A 16,000-nucleotide genomic window follows, 5' to 3' on the forward strand; every position below is an offset into this window, starting at 1 on the left:
GCTTCAATCTCCTCCCACTTCGTCTTGCGTATTGTCGAGATAAGTCTCCAGACGATCCAGCCGCTGGCTCCAGCGCAGCCGCTCGGATGCCATCCAGTCCGCTGCCTCGTCGAAGCGCGCCTGCACCAGGCGGCACCAGCGGCTGCGACCGCGCTTCTCGCTGGCGATGAGCCCGCAATCTTCAAGCACCTTCAGATGCTGGACGAAGGAGGGCAGGGCCATGTCGAAGGGCTCCGCCAGGATGCTGACCGATACCTCGCCCTCGGCGAGCCGCGAGACGACGGCGCGGCGTGTGGGGTCGCTGAGAGCGTGAAAGGCGAGGTCGAGCGGGGTCGAATGATAGGGCATGTCGTTTTTTACGACAGGCCGGGTTGCGGGTCAATATTAGAAAGGTACTTGCCTTAGTAATTTGATCTGATACAAAGGCAGTGACCTTAGTATTTAACCTGTGAGGAGGATAGCACGATGGCAGTCCGTATCGATCTCATGATCTCGCTGGATGGTTTTGCCACGACGACCGACCAGACGCCAGAAGTCCCGTTCGGCGAGGACTGGCCACGGCTCGTGGGCGCTTACATGGCCACGCGGACCTTCCGCGAGCGCGTGTTCAAGGACACAAGCGGCAGCGGCACCACCGGCCTCGACGATGACTATGCGCGGGCCTATTTCGAGAATATAGGCGCCGAGATCATGGGTGCCGGCATGTTCGGCCTGCACAATTTTCCCGATGATCCGGACTGGCGCGGATGGTGGGGCGACGAGCCGCCCTTCGGTTGCCCGGTCTTTGTCCTCACGCATAAGCAGCGCCCGTCGATCGAGATGTCCGGCGGCACGACCTTCCACTTTCTCAGCGCTGATCCCGTCGATGCGCTGGCGCAGGCGACGAAGGCCGCCAACGGCAAGGATGTACGCGTCGGCGGCGGACCTACGGTCGCGCGCGATTTCCTGAAAGCCGGTCTCGTCGATCAGCTTCATGTCGCGATCACGCCGATCCTTTTGGGTCGCGGCATCCGCCTGTGGGATGACTTGCGTGGCCTCGAAGCGGGCTACACGGTCAAATCCGAAACCGCGCCCAGCGGCACGATCCACCTGACTTTCAAGCGTTAATCGCCGCCTGCGGGCATTAACCATTTCGGTCATTTCGAGGCTTACAGACTTTTAATCAAAAGCCCCATTGCCGGAATCAGACGCACTCCCTATCTCTGGCTGCGAGCGACGGAGAGTTCCGTATCGTCATACCAAGTGCACAAAGACCTGCTAATGGTCTTCTCGTGAATTCGGGTTTGGCGGAATGATATTTTCCTAATCGCCGACATTTTGACACGTTTCGGAATATGTTTCCGACAGTTCGTTATGTATTCTCTACAAATAAAGTAGATTATACGGAACGCCAACCGCCGGTCCCGGCATGCCCCGGGGCCCGAAGCAAGCACGACGCAGAAGAAAGGAATGAGACATGAACGACTTTGAAATTCTTGCCACGCTCCTGATGCGCCCGGTGCTTGGCAATGACCGTCCGGGCGCTCTCTCCCGCCCGAACTGTCGAATGTGACCTTCGTCCCCCCTTAAACGGTAAAAGACAAGTCAATTCGCCATCGCCGACGCACTCCGCGCGGCAGGAGTTCTATGCATGAAAAAAGAAGTTATCGAATACGCAGGCGTGCCCGTTGGCATCGTCATTCCGGATGAAAACCGGCTGAAATTCATCGCCGTGAAGTATCACGTCCACGATCTCGACGAGCAGCACTTCAGCTCGCCGGCCGAGGTCAAGCACGCGATCCACGATCTGATGACCCGCCGTCATCCCAAACCCATCCATGCCTGAGGGCATGGTTCGATGCCGGCTTGAAACGGCCGGGCGAAAACAATTCGAGGATATCTGACCGGTCCCGCCTGAAGCGGGGCCGGTCTTGTTTTTTGGCCTCCCATATCGTCCTATCGCCCCCTGCTGATCGCCCACCGGCGAAAAGCCCATCGACGAAGAGGACGCAGCACTTGCTCAATCTGCTCACCGATATCGAAGGCCTCTCCGTCGGCCACGCCACCGATCTTGGCCTCGGCTCCGGCGTCACCGCCATCGTCTTCGATCGGCCGGCGGTGGCCTCCGGCGTCGTGCTCGGCGGCGCGCCCGGCGGCCGTGACACCGCGCTGCTCGATCCCTCCATGACGGTGGCCGAGGTCGATGCCTTCGTGCTCTCGGGCGGTTCCGCTTTCGGGCTTGATGCCGCCGGCGGCGTCCAGGCCGGCCTGCGCGCCATGGGTCGCGGCTTTCCGGTTGGAAACCAACGCGTCCCCATCGTCCCGCAGGCGATCCTGATGGACCTCCTGAACGGTGGCGACAAGGATTGGGGCCTGCAATCGCCCTATCGCGATCTCGGCTACGACGCCTTCCGCGCCGCCGGCAAGGGTTCGTTCGCGCTCGGCACGGTGGGCGCCGGCACCGGCGCCACCACCGCGACCTTCAAGGGCGGCCTCGGCTCGGCCAGCGCCCGCTCCTCGGCCGGCCACACCATCGCGGCCGTCGTCGCCGTCAATGCGCTGGGTTCCGCAACGGTGGGCGAGGGGCCACATTTCTGGTCGGCGCTCTTCGAACAAGACGATGAATTTGGCGGCCTCGGCCTGCCGCAGGCAATCGGAGCGCGCGATACCGCCATGCGCCTCAAGGGCATGAACACCACCGCGACCACCATCGGCGCCATCGTCACCGACGCGGTGCTGACGAAGGCGCAAGCCCATCGCCTTGCTGTCATGGGCCATGACGGCTTCGCCCGGGCGCTGCTGCCCGCGCATCTGCCGCTCGATGGCGACACCATCTTCTCCGCCGCCACCGGCACCAAACCGCTCGGCGGCCTGCCCGATTTTCTGGAACTCTGCCACCTCGCCACGCTTGTGATGGCCCGCGCCATCGCCCGCGGCGTCTATGAGGCGACGGCCCTTCCGGTGGAAGGCGCCCAGCCGGCATGGCGGGACCGCTATGCCGATCGCCCGTGATGGATTAGAGGATGGCATTGGTCCGAATGCGGAGACGGTGAGATGCAGATACGCGCCCTGATGTATTTCGACGAACTGGTCCGCACCAATTCGATGCGCCAGGCCGCCGAAAACCTGAACGTCGCACCGACAGCGATCAGCCGGCAGATCGAGAACCTCGAATATCATTTCGGCGCGCCGCTGGTGGAGCGCAGCGCCCGTGGCGTCAAACTGACGGCCGCCGGCGAGCTGCTCGCCGCCCGCGCCGGCCGCACTTTGCGCGAGCTCGATCATGTCGGCCAGCTGATCGAGGATCTAAAGGGCCTGCAGGCCGGCCGCGTCGCCATCCACGCCAATGGCGCCACCGTCGCCAATCTTCTGGCGCCGGCGCTGGCCGAGTTCAGCCTCAAATATCCCAAGCTGCACTTCGAGGTCACCATCTCCAGCGCCCGCCAGGCCGTCGAGGCGGTCAATGGCGGCGAGGCTGATATCGCGGTCACCCTGTTCGCGCCTGCCGTATCCGGCACCAAGGTCCGCCTGCGCTCCGAGATCGCCTACGACCTGATCGTCGCGACAGGCCATCCGGTAGCCGAGCGGCAGGAGGTGAGCCTCAGGGATATAGCCGACTATCCACTGGCGCTCCCCGACCAGTCCTTCGGCTTCCGCCAGGCTTTCGATGCACTGTTCGAAAAGGCCGGGCTGAGCTTCGATGCCGTCTTCGTCACCAGTTCGCTGGAGATGCTGAAGGAACTGGTGCTAAGCGGCGCCGCCGCCACGCTGCTTCCGGCGCTGACGGTGCGCCGCGAGATCGAGGCGGGGCAGCTGCGCGCCGTGCCGCTGGCGCCAAGAAGCGCCATCCGCACCCATGTCGATCTCTGCGTCGCACCCGATCGCCAGCTATCCTTCGCCGCCTCCAAGCTTCTCGATTTCATCGAGCGCTTCATGCGCGAGCGCGCCGGCGGCCCTGTCGGCAAGGGCTGAGTGGATGCCCGGCCGCCAACAGACGGCCTTGCACTTGCATCGCCTTGGGCTTGCATCGAGCGGGAAATTCCTGTGTAGCTCTTTCGGCTACACTGAGCACACAAAATCGTCATTGTGTGTGCACAGGCGCAATGACACTCTATCGGCAATCGGCCAGTTGCAGCAAGCGGCGGCCATGAAGGGGACATGATGATCAAGCTTTCGCTCGCGCCCTCGGCGCGCCTCGTTCGTCGTCTTTCGCTTGGGGCCGCCGTCTCGGCCGGCCTGGTGATGCTGAGCCTGACGCCGGCTGAAGCCGCCAAGACCACGCTCAGCCTCGGCATGACCATCGAACCCACAGGCCTCGACCCGACGATCGCTGCCCCCGTCGCCATCGGCCAGGTCACCTGGCAGAACGTCTTCGAGGGTCTGGTGACGATCGACGAGGCCGGCAAGGTTCAGCCGCAGCTGGCGAAAAGCTGGGAGATCTCGGCCGACGGACTGACCTATACGTTCAAGCTGCGCGAAGGCGTCACCTTCCATGACGGGCAGGCCTTCGATTCTGCCTCCGCCAAGTTCGCGCTCGACCGCGCCCGAGGCAAGGATTCCGTCAATCCGCAGAAGCGCTTCTTCACCTCCATCTCTTCGATCGATACGCCCGATGCCGCGACGCTGGTGCTGCATCTGTCTGAACCCACCGGCAGCCTGCTCTACTGGCTCGGCTGGCCGGCCTCCGTCATGGTGGCGCCGAACTCGGCGGCCGACGACAAGACCAAGCCTGTCGGCACGGGCCCGTTCAAGTTCGTCAGCTGGGCCAAGGGCGACAAGGTCGAGCTGGAAAAGAACGCCGGTTATTGGAACAAGGACGTGTCGGTTGCGCTCGACAAGGTCACCTTCCGCTTCATCGCCGATCCGCAGGCGCAGGCAGCGGCACTGAAATCCGGCGACGTCGACGCCATCCCCGAATTCGCAGCACCCGAGCTGATGTCCTCCTTCGACGGCGACGCCAGGCTGATGACCAAGATCGGCAACACCGAGCTCAAGGTCGTGGCCGGCATGAACAATGCCGAAAAGCCCTTCAACGACAAGCGCGTACGCCAGGCCCTGATGATGGCGATCGACCGCAAGACTGTGGTCGAAGGCGCCTGGTCCGGCTTGGGCACGCCGATCGGCAGCCACTACACGCCTAATGACCCCGGCTATGTCGACCTGACGGCCAAGCTCCCCTACGATCCGGAAAAGGCCAAAGCTCTGCTGACAGAAGCGGGCTATCCCGATGGCTTCACCTTCACCATCAAGTCGCCGCAGATGGCCTATGCGCCACGCAGCGCCGAGGTCATGCAGGCCATGCTCGCCGAAATCGGCGTGACCATGACCATCGAGCCCACCGAATTCCCGGCCAAGTGGGTCCAGGACGTGATGAAGGACCGCGCCTACCAGATGACTATCGTCGCCCATGCCGAGCCGATGGACATCGACATCTATTCCCGCGATCCCTACTACTTCAACTACAAGAACACTGCCTTCAACGCGCTGATGAAGAAGGTCCAGGAAACCACCGATCCTGCCGCGCAGGCCAAGATCTACGCCGAGGCGCAAACCATCCTCGCCGACGACGTCCCGGCGCTCTTCCTCTTCGTCATGCCCAAGCTCGGCGTCTGGGACAAGAAGCTGAAAGGCCTCTGGGAAAACGAGCCGATCCCGTCAAACGTGCTCACCAACGTCTCCTGGGACGAGTAGGTGGCGGGAGGGTTCGTGTTGGTGGGAGAGGATGGAGAGGTTAGGGTAAGCGATACACTGACGGCAAGCACCGAGCTTGCGGCCCCCCCTCATCCGACCCTTCGGGCCACTGACCGGGGTCGAGCCGCTGGTCTCGACCCGTCCGTCGGACCCCCGTGGGGGAGAAGGGGAGGTTCGCGCGAGCGGCTCACCACGAGTCTCTTCTCCCCAACGGGGAGAAGGTGCCGGCAGGCGGATGAGGGGGCCACGCGCTCGAAGTTCATTTACAGCCAAGCCGCAAAGAGCGATCGCCCCACCAAGGTTACCCCCCTCTGCCCTGCCGGGCATCTCCCCCACAAGGAGGGAGATTGGCTGGGCTTACCCGCTCGCTCCGCTCTCGCTGTTTGGCCGAAACCTTGCCACTTGCCGATCTCCCCCCTTGTGGGGGAGATGTCCGGCAGGACAGAGGGGGGTATCCCAACCACCGAGCGTGCGGCCCCCTCATCCGGCTGCCGCCACCTTCTCCCCGTTGGGGAGAAGAGACTCGTAGCGGGCCGCTCGCTACCTCTTCCCTTCTCCCCAAGAGCCGCCGCATGATCGCCCTCGTGCTCCGTCGCGTCGCCGGCCTCGTCCTCACGCTGCTTGTGGTGTCGCTGCTGATCTTCGCCGTCATGGACATGCTGCCCGGTGACCCGGCCTCGATCATGCTCGGCACCTCGGCCTCGCCGGAAACGCTGGCGGCGCTCCGCCATGAGCTCGGCCTCGACCGGTCGCTTCTGGTGCGTTACGCCGAATGGCTGGCAGGCGTATTCACCGGCGATCTCGGGCGCTCCTACACCTACGGCGTCCCCGTCGCCGGCCTCATCCTCGAGCGCCTCGCCGTCACCCTGCCGCTCGCCCTCATCGCCATCCTGCTCTCGGTCGCCATCGCCATCCCGCTTGGCGTCACCGCCGCCTCCAGGCGTGGCGGCATTGTCGATGCGGTCGCGGCCGTCTTCTCGCAGGTCAGCATCGCCGTGCCCGCCTTCTGGGTGGCGCTGCTGTTGATCATCCTGTTTTCGACCACGCTCGGGCTGATGCCGGCGGGTGGGTTTCCGGGCTGGAGCGCGGGTTTCTGGCCGGCGCTGAAGGCGTTGCTGATGCCGGCGGTGGCGCTGGCGCTGCCGCAGGCGGGCGTGCTCACCCGTGTCACCCGCTCGGCGGTGCTGGACACGCTGCACGAGGATTTCACCCGCACCGCCCGCGCCAAGGGCCTGTCGGCAGCCACCGTACTCTGGCGCCATTCGGTGCCCAATGCGCTGGTGCCGATCCTCACCATCCTCGGCTTGCAAGCCACCTTTCTGGTGGCCGGCGCAGTCTTGGTCGAGAATGTCTTCAATCTCCCCGGCCTCGGGCGTCTCGCCTATCAGGCGCTGTCGCAGCGCGATATCGTCGTCATGCAGGATGTGGTGCTGTTCTTCGCCGGCCTCGTCATTCTCATGAATTTCCTGGTCGATCTCTCCTATCTCGCGATCGACCCGCGTCTGAGAAAGGGGATCTGAGATGGCGCCCCTGGTCTCGACCGCAACAAATATCGGCCGCCGCCGCATGCGCGGCGTCAAGCGCGTCAACCTCATCATCGGCGCCGTGATCGTCGCCTGCCTGGTGGCCATCGCGCTCGTGTCGCTCGTCTGGACACCGCTGCCGCCGGCCAAGATGCAGATCATCCACAAGCTGCAGCCACCGCTCGGCTTCGGCCTTCTCGGCACCGATCAGTTGGGCCGCGACGTGCTTTCCATGCTGATGGTCGGCTGCTGGAATTCGCTCTCGATCGCGATCGTCGCTGTCGCCATCGGCGGCACGCTCGGCACCATCGCCGGTCTTGCGGCAGCCGCCTTTCGCGGCATCTTCGAAACGCTTCTGATGCGCGTCTGCGACGTCATCTTCGCGCTCCCGCCCATCCTTTCGGCGATGATGCTCGGCGCCTTCCTCGGCGGTGGCCGGCTGACGGCGATTGCTGCCATCGCCACCTTCCTCATTCCGGTCTTTGCGCGTGTTGCGCTGGCAAGCGCGCTGCAGGCTTGGAGCCGCGATTACGTGCTCGCGGCCCGCGCGCTTGGCAATACGCGGCTGGCGATCTCGCTGCGCCACGTGCTGCCGAATATCATGAGCCAGCTCATCGTCCAGGTGACCATCCAGCTTGGCCTCGCGGTGCTCACCGAAGCGGGCCTCAGCTTCCTCGGTCTCGGCCTTGCCCCGCCGGCGCCGAGCTGGGGGCGGATGCTGGCCGATGCGCAGACCTATCTTGCCCTTGCCCCCTGGCTCGCCATCCTCCCCGGCCTTGCCATCGCGCTCTCCGTCCTCGGCTTCAACATGCTCGGCGACGGCCTGCGTGATCTGCTCGATCCCCGCGAGGCCAGCCGCTGATTGAAAAAGTCGCTGATTTGATGATGTCATTTTGAAAGACCGCGCCATGACCGAGATCGACCTGAGCATCCGCGACCTGAAGCGACATTTTGCAAGCAAGAACCTGTCTCCGCTGGAATACTGGCTGGCGCTAGAGCCGCATATCGCCGCTTGGGAGCCGCACATCGCCGCCCTCTATCTCTACGATCCCGACGCCGCCCGCGCGCAGGCCAAGGCCTCCACCGAACGCTGGGCGAGGGGCGAAACGCTAGGCCCGCTCGATGGCATCCCGGTAACGCTGAAGGAGCTGATATCAACCAAAGGCCAGCCCGTCCCTCTCGGCACGAGGGCCGTGGAGCTGACGCCGGCGCTTGACGACGCGCCCGTCGCCGCCCGCATGCGCGAGGATGGCGCCATCATCTTCGCCAAGACCACATGCCCGGATTACGGCATGCTCTCGTCCGGCCTGTCGAGTTTCCACCCGCTCAGCCGCAATCCTTGGGATATCAGCCAGAACCCTGGCGGTTCCAGCGCCGGCGCCTCGGCGGCGGCAGCTGCCGGCTACGGCCCGCTCCACATCGGCACCGATATCGGCGGCTCCGTGCGGCTCCCGGCCGGCTGGACCGGCATCTTTGGCTTCAAGCCCAGCCACGGCCGCATCCCGGTCGATCCCTATTACGTCGGCCGCTGCGCCGGGCCGATGACGCGCACGGTCGATGATGCGGCGCTCGCCATGGCGACGCTCTCGCGGCCGGACTGGCGCGACGGCACCAGCCTCCCGCCAAACGATATCGATTGGACCGATCTCGACATCGACCTCTCAGGCATGCGCATCGGCCTGATGCTCGACGCCGGCTGCGGTCTCGATGCCGAGGACGAAGTGAAGGCGGCCGTCGTTGCGGCGGCGAAACAGTTCGAGAAAGCCGGCGCCATCATCGTGCCGGTCGGCCCGGTGCTGTCGCGGGCGATGCTGGATGGGCTCGACAATTTCTGGCGCGCCCGCTTCTGGGGCGATATCGAGGGGTTGAGCGAGGAGCGGCGGGAGAGCATCCTTCCCTATATCTACGGCTGGGCGAAGGGCGGAGCCGATGTCAGCGGCGTCGCCGCCGTCAAGGGCTTCAACCAGACGATCGAGATGCTCAAGGCCTGCGGCGCGCTGTTCGAAACGGTCGACGCAGTATTGTCGCCCACCAATCCCATCGTCTCCTATCCGGCCGAATGGGCCTCGCCGACCAACGATCCGGCCCGCCCCTTCGAGCACATCGCCTTCACCGTCCCTTGGAACATGTCGGAGCAGCCGGCCTCGTCGATCAATTGCGGTTTCTCGAAATCAGGCATGCCGATCGGCCTGCAGATCGTCGGGCCCCGCTTCGACGACATGCGTGTTCTGAGACTGTCGAAAGCCTTCGAAACCTGGTCCGGCGGCGTCACCGCATGGCCGAAACCGCAGGTCAGCTGATTGGCCGGCGATAACCGTTGGGCTGCTCATAGAGCCAGCCGATGCGCCGGACGGCTTCTTCGAAATTCTCGCGTACCACCGTCATAGTGTGGCCGGTCGCATGCAGGATCGTCTCCGCATCCTCCATGATCGCCACATGCCCCTTCCAGAACACCAGGTCGCCGCGTCGCAGTTCCTCGCGCGCAATCGGTGCGCCCAGTCCAGCCGCCTGCATGTCGGTATCGCGCGGCGCGGCGTGGCCGGTCATCAGCATGGAAAGCTGCACCAGGCCGGAGCAATCGATCCCAAGCCCGGAGCGTCCGCCCCAGAGATAGGGCGTTTCGACAAAGCGGGCGGCGATATCGACATAGTCGACACCATCAAGCGCGCCGATCGGCTGCACATGCTTGGCGAAGATCGCCGTGCCGTCTTGAAGCGTCACATAGTGGTTGCCGCGCGCCTCCGCGGTGCCGGCCACGGCAACGCGGCTGCCCATCGAAAGAATGCTGTTATAGGGTTTGCGCAGTTCCGGCTCGCGATAGAGAAAAGTGCGCTGAACGGTGACGATATGGGTCGGCACGGGCGACGTTTCGCTCACCGCGCTCTCGGGCAGGTAGCCGACGTAATTGTCCGACCGCGCCTTGATCCAGCACCATCCATCGGCGCGGTCGAGCACGGTCACGTCTTCGCCGAACAAGAGTTCGGTGTCGATACCAACGGTCGCGTCGGGTCGCGGCCGCAGGCCCACGACCGGCACTACGATGCGCGCCGGCGTCCCGTCGGTAAAGCGCTGCGCCGTGACCTGTCCTTCCAGCCCGCGCTCGGCGAGGTCGTCCCTGAAGGCGTGCAGGCGGCGGTCGAGCGTGGTCATGGTCTTGTCCTCAAAGTCACAGCCGGCGCCCGTGCTCGCGCACGCGGTCGCCCAGTTTTTCCAGGTAAAGCGCGCCGCCCACGGTGCGCTTGATCAGCACGTTGCGCCGGTCGCTGTCATCGCGCACCCGGTCCACCAGCCCCATCTCGCCCATCGTATCGAGCGCCCGGGTGATGACCGGCTTGGTGACATTGAGCTCGGCGGCCAGTCCGCGCACGGTATGCGGCGGCGGCACGAGATAGATATGCAGCAGGATCGCGATCTGGCGCAATGTCAAATCGCGGTCGTCGTGGCGAACCTGGTCGAGCGAGACGCCATGCCAGAGCCCGAGCGCCTGCGATGCGGTCAATTCGATCGGCACGGCCCCTCCCGCATTCGTTACGCCTGCGTTCCATTTTCCGGCACGCGTCCCCGCAACGCAATGGGGCGGCTGATCTGCCGCCCCACAGGGTGAATAAAATTTTAACGATCGCAACGCTGATCCGATGTGCGCAACGCCGGACGGAAAACCGAGCCACACTTTTCCTGGCGTTGCTTTAACGAACGCTCTCGCGGATGTGGTGGTAGAGCGCCCGGATCGCCTGCGCCTCGCCGCCGCCGGGCGAATGCGGCCGTTCCGAAGGCGCCCAGCCATAAATGTCGAAATGCGCCCAGCTCTTGGCATGGCTGACGAAGCGCTTGAGGAACAGCGCCGCCGTGATCGCGCCCGCCATGCCGCCTGCCGGTGCGTTGGTGATATCGGCGAACTTGGCGCGGATATCCTTTTCGTAGCCGGCATAGAGCGGCAGCCGCCACAGCGGATCGTCGGTCTCGATGCTCGATTCCATCAGGTCGCGCGCGAGATCGGTATCGTCGGTGAAGAAGGGTGGCAGGTCGGGTCCGAGCGCGACGCGCGCCGCCCCCGTCAGCGTCGCCATGTCGATCATCAAATCGGGCTCTTCCTCGTCGGCATAAGCAAGCGCGTCGGCGAGGATCAGGCGACCCTCGGCGTCGGTGTTGTCGATCTGGACGGTGAGCCCCTTGCGGCTCTTGTAGATGTCGCCGGGGCGGAAGGCGTTCGACGAGATCGAGTTCTCGACCACGGGAATGACCACGCGCAGGTCGACCTTCAGCTTGGCGTCCATGATCATCAGCGCCAGGCCCATGACGTTGGCAGCACCCCCCATGTCCTTCTTCATCAGCAGCATGGAGGAGGCGGGCTTGATGTCGAGACCGCCGGTGTCGAAGCACACGCCCTTGCCGACCAGCGTGATCTTGCGATGACCCTTCTTGCCCCAGCGCAGCTCCATCAGGCGCGGCGCGTCGGCGCTGGCGCGGCCGACTGTGTGCACGAGAGGGAAATTATGCCGGAGATCGTCGCCTGAGATCACCGAGATCTCCGCCTTGTAATGCGCCGCAAGGCCCCGGAAGGCTGCTTCCAGCTCGTTCGGGCCCATGTCGTTGGTGGGGGTGTTGATCAGGTCGCGGGCCAGGAACACGCCCGCCAGCTGCCGCTTGATATCGGCGGCATCGGCATCGCGCGGGATCATCAGCGTGCCGGCCGGCTGCTTTTCGGATTTGTAGCGGTCGAAACGGTAGCTCCCGAGGCCGAAGCCGAGCGCCAGCCGGTTGGCCGTCAGCGGCGCCGTCTCGATGTGCCAGTCGCCCGCCGGCAGCGCGCGCGCCAGCTTGCCGGTGATATAGGGCTGCTCGGAAGGATTGGTGCCGAGGCCGAAGAGCGCGCCGCCGAGATGGCCTTCCGAAGTGGGGATCAGCAGCAGCGAGCCGCTTTCCGCCTTGTAGCCCGCCTTCTTCGCCCAATCGAGCGCGATCGGATCGATCGTCCCGGTTTCGATATGCGCCGGCGTGACGGCGAAGATCGGCAGGGTCTGGCCGCCCTTGGAGTTGAAGGGGGTCGGTCTCTCGATGAACTGGAACGGCGGCATTGTTTATCCTTCGGGGGCGTCCGGGAATCATATTTTAACGTTCCGTTAGGGTTAACAGACTATTGCTTGAGCGTAGATTGCGTCAAAGCCTTTCCCTGTTCCGCTTTTAGGTCAGGCGCCGATTTCTGATTTCAGGAAACCGCGATGGCTGCTTTGGTCGACACTTATTCGAAAACCCGTCTTCTCCAGTGCGCGGCAACCGCGATGCTGGCCCTGATGCTGGCCGGTTGCAACACCACCAAGGACAAGATGACGACGGGCTCCATCCCGGTCGCGCTGAACAAGCCGGTCGAGACGATGAACGATCAGGAAGTGCGCTCCGCCACCGATCGCGTCGGCCAGGCCTACGAGAAGAACCCGCGCGATCCCGTCAACGGCGTCAACTACGCCAATCTCCTGCGCATGCAGGGCAGGGACGCCCAGGCGCTCGCCGTCATGCAGCAGGTGGCGATCGCCAATCCGCAGGATCGCAACGTGCTTGCCGCTTACGGCAAGGCGCAGGCCGCCGCCGGCCAGCTGCAGCAGGCGCTCGACACCATCGGCCGCGCCCAGACGGCCGACCGTCCGGACTGGAAGCTGGTCTCCGCTGAGGGCGCCATTCTCGATCAGCTCGGCCGTTCCAGCGAGGCCCGCCAGCGCTATCGCGACGCACTCGATCTGCAGCCGGGCGAGCCGTCGATCCTCTCCAATCTCGGCATGTCCTACGTGCTGACGCGTGATCTCAGGACCGCGGAAACTTACCTGCGCCAGGCAGCAAGCCAGCCGACGGCCGATAGCCGCGTGCGCCAGAACCTGGCGCTCGTCGTTGGCCTGCAAGGCCGCTTCCCGGAAGCGGAAAAGATCGCCCGCGGCGAACTCTCGCCGCAGCAGGCCGATGCCAATGTCGCCTATCTCCGCTCGATGATGTCGCAGCAGAATTCCTGGCAGAAGCTCGCAGCCAAGGATGTGGGCGCTGAAACAAGCAGCGCCAACTGACCAGTCTAACGGCCGCTCAGGCCTGACACGACAAGCTGCAGGCCGAGCCCGGCCATGACGGCACCTGCCGCGCGGTCGATCCACTTCTTCGCGGCGAGATAGATCCGGCGTGGGTGCCGGGCTGAGAAAGCCAGCGCCACGATCGTGTACCACCCGGCTTCGACGGCAAAGACTCCAAGCGGGATCGCCACGAACAATTCCAGCGGAATGGTCTTCGGCAAGAGAGCCGCGAAAATGCTGGCATAGACGACGATCGTCTTCGGATTGCTGACCTGCGTCAGGAACGCGGTCATGAAGCTGCGGCCGACAGCGCGGTTGGCAGCGGTCGCCTCGCCGATCTCAAGCGGCTCGCTGGCGCCGCGCCAGATCCTGTAGGCGATATAGGCGAGATAGAGCCCGCCCGCGACCTTCAGCGCCAGATAGAGCCAGCCGAACTGCGAGAGTAGGGCCGTCAGCCCCGCCAGCGCCAGGATGCTGAACAGAACGCCGCCCAGCCCCATACCGACAGCGGCCGCAAGCCCGTCTACACGCGAGCGCGACACGGCGATCCTGGAGACGAGAACGAAGCTCGGCCCGGGGCTCATCGCGCCGATCGAGAGCGTTGCGAGAATGCTGAGAAAGACGCTGAGCGACGACATGGCGATGGTCCGCGTTTTGGGGTTAGCGTGATCCAATGTCACACGACCCCGCGTAACGGTCCATCCTAAAAATCGGTGGTGTGGAAACGCCGGCTGACGGTCGACGCGCTTAGAAGCGGTCGGCGACCTGGATACCGGCCGGTCCGAGAATGACGGCGACCAGAACCGGCAGGAAGAATAGGATCATCGGCACGGTGAGCTTCGGCGGCAGCGCGGCGGCCTTCTTTTCCGCCTCGTTCATGCGCTCGTCGCGGCCTTCCTGAGCAAGCACGCGCAGCGCCTGCGAGATCGGCGTACCGTAGCGATCGGCCTGCATCAGCGCCTGCACGACGGACTGCACGATCGGGATCTGCGTGCGCGTACCGAGGTTTTCGAGCGCCACGCGGCGATCCGGCAGGAAGGAGAGCTCGGCCGTCGTCAGCACCATTTCCTCGGCGAGCGGCGGAGAGGCCTCGCCGAGCTCCTCAGACACGCGGCGCATCGCGGCCTCGATCGAGATACCGGATTCCACGCAGATCAGCATCAGGTCCAGCGCATCCGGCCAAGCGCGCTTGATCGAATGCTGCCGCTTTTTCATCTTGTTGGAGATGAAGATATTCGGTGCGTAGAAGCCGACATAGGCGAAGCAGAGCGTTGCCAGAAAGCGGATCGGCGTCGGCTTGTCGACGAGGTGGTCGAGGCCGAACACCCAGAAGATCGCCAGCGCGAAAAAGCAGAAGGGCAGGAGGAAGCGCGCGACCAGGAACATGTTGAGCGCGTTTTCCGAGCGATAGCCGGCCGCGCGCAGCTTGTTCATGGTGTTCTCGTCGACCAGCGCCTCGCGCAGGTTGAAGCGCTCGACGATCTGGCGAACCGAGCGGTTGTTCTGCGTGCGCAGCGACGCCTTGCTGCCGGTCGATTCCGCGTTCATCCGCGCGCGTTCGCGGGCGCGCATCTGTTCGCGCTCCGTCGAGACCGCCTTCATGCGCTGGTTGAGATCACCGCGCTCGAAGAAGGGGATGGCGAGCGTATAGAGCGTCGCGAACACCGCCAGCGCCACCAGCACCGCGATCAGCATCGAAGGATCGGTCAGGGAACTCGCAAGATCGGACGACATCGCATTGCCTCGGTTAGATATCGAAATTGACCATGTTGCGCATGACGAAGATGCCGATCGACATCCACACCGCCGAAGCGCCCATGATCAAGTGACCGCGCGGGTCGGTGAACAGCACCATCATGTATTGAGGCGACGTCATGTAGACGAGCGTCGCGACGATGAACGGCAGGGCGCCGATGATGACGGCCGATGCCTTGGCTTCCATCGAAAGCGCCTTGACCTTGGCCTTCATCTTCTTGCGTTCGCGCAGCACCTTGGAGAGGTTGCCGATCGCTTCCGAGAGGTTGCCGCCGGCCTGCGACTGAATGGCGATGACGATCGCGAAGAAGTTCACTTCCTGCAGCGGCATGTGGTTGCCCATACGCGTGCAGGCGTCGGGCACGCTGAGGCCGATCTGCTGGCTTTCGACCACGCGACGGAACTCGCCCTTGACCGGCTCCTTGCCCTCGTTGGCGATCAGCCGGATCGCGTCGTTCAGCGGAAGGCCGGATTTGATCGATCGTACGATCACATCGAGCGCGTTCGGGAACTCGTCGAGGAACTTGTTCTGGCGACGCTTGATCAGGAAGCCTAGGATCCAGCGCGGCAGCCCGAGCCCGGCCACAACAGGCAGCCCAAGCACCACCATGGTGGGGGCGCCGGCGAGGAACGCGACGAACATCAGCACAAGACCGAAAATACCGCTGAACATGTAGAAGCGGCCCGGCGTGATCGACAGGCCGGCCTGCGTCAGCCGCGATTTCAGCGTCAGTTTCTTCTTGGCGTTTTCCTGCTGCCGCTTCTCGAGATCCTTCAGGTTGTCCTGCATCGATTTGCGACGCTTCGACATTTCCTGGACGCGGTCGCGCGCTGCCTTGACGCTCTGCTTGTCGAGTTCGGCCGATGCCACCCGGCTGACGCGGCTTGCCGCCTTCTTTTCGGTTTCCATCCGCGAAAAGAGCAGGCCGTAACACACCGCGCCGGCCGAAATGGCCACGAGCAGCACGATACCCAGCACGATCGGATCGAAACCGAACATAA

At 64.2% G+C, this 16,000-nt stretch carries 16 protein-coding genes; 9 read left to right on the forward strand and 7 right to left on the reverse strand.

What is annotated here, in order from left to right; genetic code table 11:
- Positions 1–3: 3 nt before the first annotated feature.
- Complete coding sequence (locus ACODTZ_RS07480; RefSeq protein WP_018899165.1) at positions 4–348, reverse strand: ArsR/SmtB family transcription factor; 345 nt, start codon at positions 346–348, stop codon at positions 4–6.
- 117 nt (positions 349–465) lie between these two features.
- On the opposite strand from ACODTZ_RS07480, the gene ACODTZ_RS07485 reads away from it, so the two are divergent.
- The 8 genes from ACODTZ_RS07485 (at position 466) to ACODTZ_RS07520 (ending at position 9,493) form a co-directional block, all read left to right on the forward strand.
- A complete protein-coding gene (locus ACODTZ_RS07485; RefSeq protein ID WP_489024949.1) occupies positions 466–1,107 on the forward strand; it encodes a dihydrofolate reductase family protein in 642 nt (213 codons plus the stop codon).
- Between the two features lie 523 nt (positions 1,108–1,630).
- Complete coding sequence (locus tag ACODTZ_RS07490) at positions 1,631–1,825, forward strand: hypothetical protein (RefSeq protein WP_018899167.1); 195 nt, start codon at positions 1,631–1,633, stop codon at positions 1,823–1,825.
- Between the two features lie 170 nt (positions 1,826–1,995).
- Positions 1,996–2,991: a P1 family peptidase gene (locus tag ACODTZ_RS07495; RefSeq protein ID WP_489024951.1), complete on the forward strand. Its 996-nt coding sequence runs from the start codon at positions 1,996–1,998 to the stop codon at positions 2,989–2,991.
- Positions 2,992–3,033: 42 nt separating this feature from the next.
- Positions 3,034–3,951, forward strand: a complete 918-nt coding sequence (locus tag ACODTZ_RS07500) for a LysR family transcriptional regulator (RefSeq protein ID WP_489024952.1) — start codon at positions 3,034–3,036, stop codon at positions 3,949–3,951.
- A 189-nt stretch (positions 3,952–4,140) separates the two neighbouring features.
- Positions 4,141–5,670 (forward strand): ABC transporter substrate-binding protein, encoded by a 1,530-nt coding sequence (locus tag ACODTZ_RS07505; RefSeq protein WP_489025448.1) that lies wholly within the window; start codon positions 4,141–4,143, stop codon positions 5,668–5,670.
- Positions 5,671–6,242: 572 nt separating this feature from the next.
- Complete coding sequence (locus tag ACODTZ_RS07510; RefSeq protein ID WP_489024954.1) at positions 6,243–7,190, forward strand: ABC transporter permease; 948 nt, start codon at positions 6,243–6,245, stop codon at positions 7,188–7,190.
- 1 nt (position 7,191) lies between these two features.
- Positions 7,192–8,055, forward strand: coding sequence for an ABC transporter permease (locus ACODTZ_RS07515; RefSeq protein ID WP_209188714.1), 864 nt, complete (start codon positions 7,192–7,194; stop codon positions 8,053–8,055).
- A 46-nt stretch (positions 8,056–8,101) separates the two neighbouring features.
- Entirely contained in the window at positions 8,102–9,493 is a 1,392-nt protein-coding gene (locus tag ACODTZ_RS07520; protein WP_489024955.1) for an amidase, read from the forward strand.
- Here the strand turns inward: ACODTZ_RS07520 and ACODTZ_RS07525 are convergent.
- The 3 genes from ACODTZ_RS07525 to ACODTZ_RS07535 form a co-directional block, all read right to left on the reverse strand.
- Positions 9,486–10,343: a C40 family peptidase gene (locus ACODTZ_RS07525; protein WP_489024956.1), complete on the reverse strand. Its 858-nt coding sequence runs from the start codon at positions 10,341–10,343 to the stop codon at positions 9,486–9,488. The two genes, ACODTZ_RS07520 and ACODTZ_RS07525, sit on opposite strands and share 8 nt — an antisense overlap.
- A 16-nt stretch (positions 10,344–10,359) precedes the next feature.
- Positions 10,360–10,704: a MarR family transcriptional regulator gene (locus ACODTZ_RS07530; protein WP_489024957.1), complete on the reverse strand. Its 345-nt coding sequence runs from the start codon at positions 10,702–10,704 to the stop codon at positions 10,360–10,362.
- A gap of 175 nt (positions 10,705–10,879) precedes the next feature.
- Positions 10,880–12,268, reverse strand: coding sequence for a leucyl aminopeptidase family protein (locus ACODTZ_RS07535; protein ID WP_489024959.1), 1,389 nt, complete (start codon positions 12,266–12,268; stop codon positions 10,880–10,882).
- A gap of 144 nt (positions 12,269–12,412) precedes the next feature.
- Between ACODTZ_RS07535 and ACODTZ_RS07540 the strand changes: the two genes are divergently transcribed.
- Entirely contained in the window at positions 12,413–13,243 is an 831-nt protein-coding gene (locus tag ACODTZ_RS07540) for a tetratricopeptide repeat protein (RefSeq protein WP_489024960.1), read from the forward strand.
- Positions 13,244–13,248: 5 nt separating this feature from the next.
- Here the strand turns inward: ACODTZ_RS07540 and ACODTZ_RS07545 are convergent, their stop codons facing one another.
- From ACODTZ_RS07545 to ACODTZ_RS07555, 3 genes are all read right to left on the reverse strand, one after another.
- On the reverse strand, positions 13,249–13,881 hold the full coding sequence (locus ACODTZ_RS07545) for a LysE family translocator (RefSeq protein ID WP_489024961.1): 633 nt from the start codon (positions 13,879–13,881) through the stop codon (positions 13,249–13,251).
- A 109-nt stretch (positions 13,882–13,990) separates the two neighbouring features.
- Positions 13,991–14,977 carry a type II secretion system F family protein gene (locus tag ACODTZ_RS07550; protein WP_047506661.1) on the reverse strand — a complete coding sequence of 329 codons (987 nt, stop codon included), beginning with the start codon at positions 14,975–14,977 and terminating at the stop codon, positions 13,991–13,993.
- 13 nt (positions 14,978–14,990) lie between these two features.
- Entirely contained in the window at positions 14,991–15,998 is a 1,008-nt protein-coding gene (locus ACODTZ_RS07555; protein WP_047506663.1) for a type II secretion system F family protein, read from the reverse strand.
- Positions 15,999–16,000: the final 2 nt, after the last annotated feature.

The organism is Rhizobium sp. FG113 (assembly GCF_057809895.1).

Excerpts from the sequence above, each read along its gene's own strand:
- ACODTZ_RS07480 (WP_018899165.1), bottom strand. The coding sequence starts at position 348 with ATGCCCTATCATTCGACCCCGCTCGACCTCGCCTTTCACGCTCTCAGC.
- ACODTZ_RS07485 (WP_489024949.1), top strand. The coding sequence starts at position 466 with ATGGCAGTCCGTATCGATCTCATGATCTCGCTGGATGGTTTTGCCACG.
- ACODTZ_RS07490 (WP_018899167.1), top strand. The coding sequence starts at position 1,631 with ATGAAAAAAGAAGTTATCGAATACGCAGGCGTGCCCGTTGGCATCGTC.
- ACODTZ_RS07500 (WP_489024952.1), top strand. The coding sequence starts at position 3,034 with ATGCAGATACGCGCCCTGATGTATTTCGACGAACTGGTCCGCACCAAT.
- ACODTZ_RS07505 (WP_489025448.1), top strand. The coding sequence starts at position 4,141 with ATGATCAAGCTTTCGCTCGCGCCCTCGGCGCGCCTCGTTCGTCGTCTT.
- ACODTZ_RS07510 (WP_489024954.1), top strand. The coding sequence starts at position 6,243 with ATGATCGCCCTCGTGCTCCGTCGCGTCGCCGGCCTCGTCCTCACGCTG.
- ACODTZ_RS07515 (WP_209188714.1), top strand. The coding sequence starts at position 7,192 with ATGGCGCCCCTGGTCTCGACCGCAACAAATATCGGCCGCCGCCGCATG.
- ACODTZ_RS07520 (WP_489024955.1), top strand. The coding sequence starts at position 8,102 with ATGACCGAGATCGACCTGAGCATCCGCGACCTGAAGCGACATTTTGCA.
- ACODTZ_RS07525 (WP_489024956.1), bottom strand. The coding sequence starts at position 10,343 with ATGACCACGCTCGACCGCCGCCTGCACGCCTTCAGGGACGACCTCGCC.
- ACODTZ_RS07535 (WP_489024959.1), bottom strand. The coding sequence starts at position 12,268 with ATGCCGCCGTTCCAGTTCATCGAGAGACCGACCCCCTTCAACTCCAAG.
- ACODTZ_RS07540 (WP_489024960.1), top strand. The coding sequence starts at position 12,413 with ATGGCTGCTTTGGTCGACACTTATTCGAAAACCCGTCTTCTCCAGTGC.
- ACODTZ_RS07545 (WP_489024961.1), bottom strand. The coding sequence starts at position 13,881 with ATGTCGTCGCTCAGCGTCTTTCTCAGCATTCTCGCAACGCTCTCGATC.
- ACODTZ_RS07550 (WP_047506661.1), bottom strand. The coding sequence starts at position 14,977 with ATGTCGTCCGATCTTGCGAGTTCCCTGACCGATCCTTCGATGCTGATC.
- ACODTZ_RS07555 (WP_047506663.1), bottom strand. The coding sequence starts at position 15,998 with ATGTTCGGTTTCGATCCGATCGTGCTGGGTATCGTGCTGCTCGTGGCC.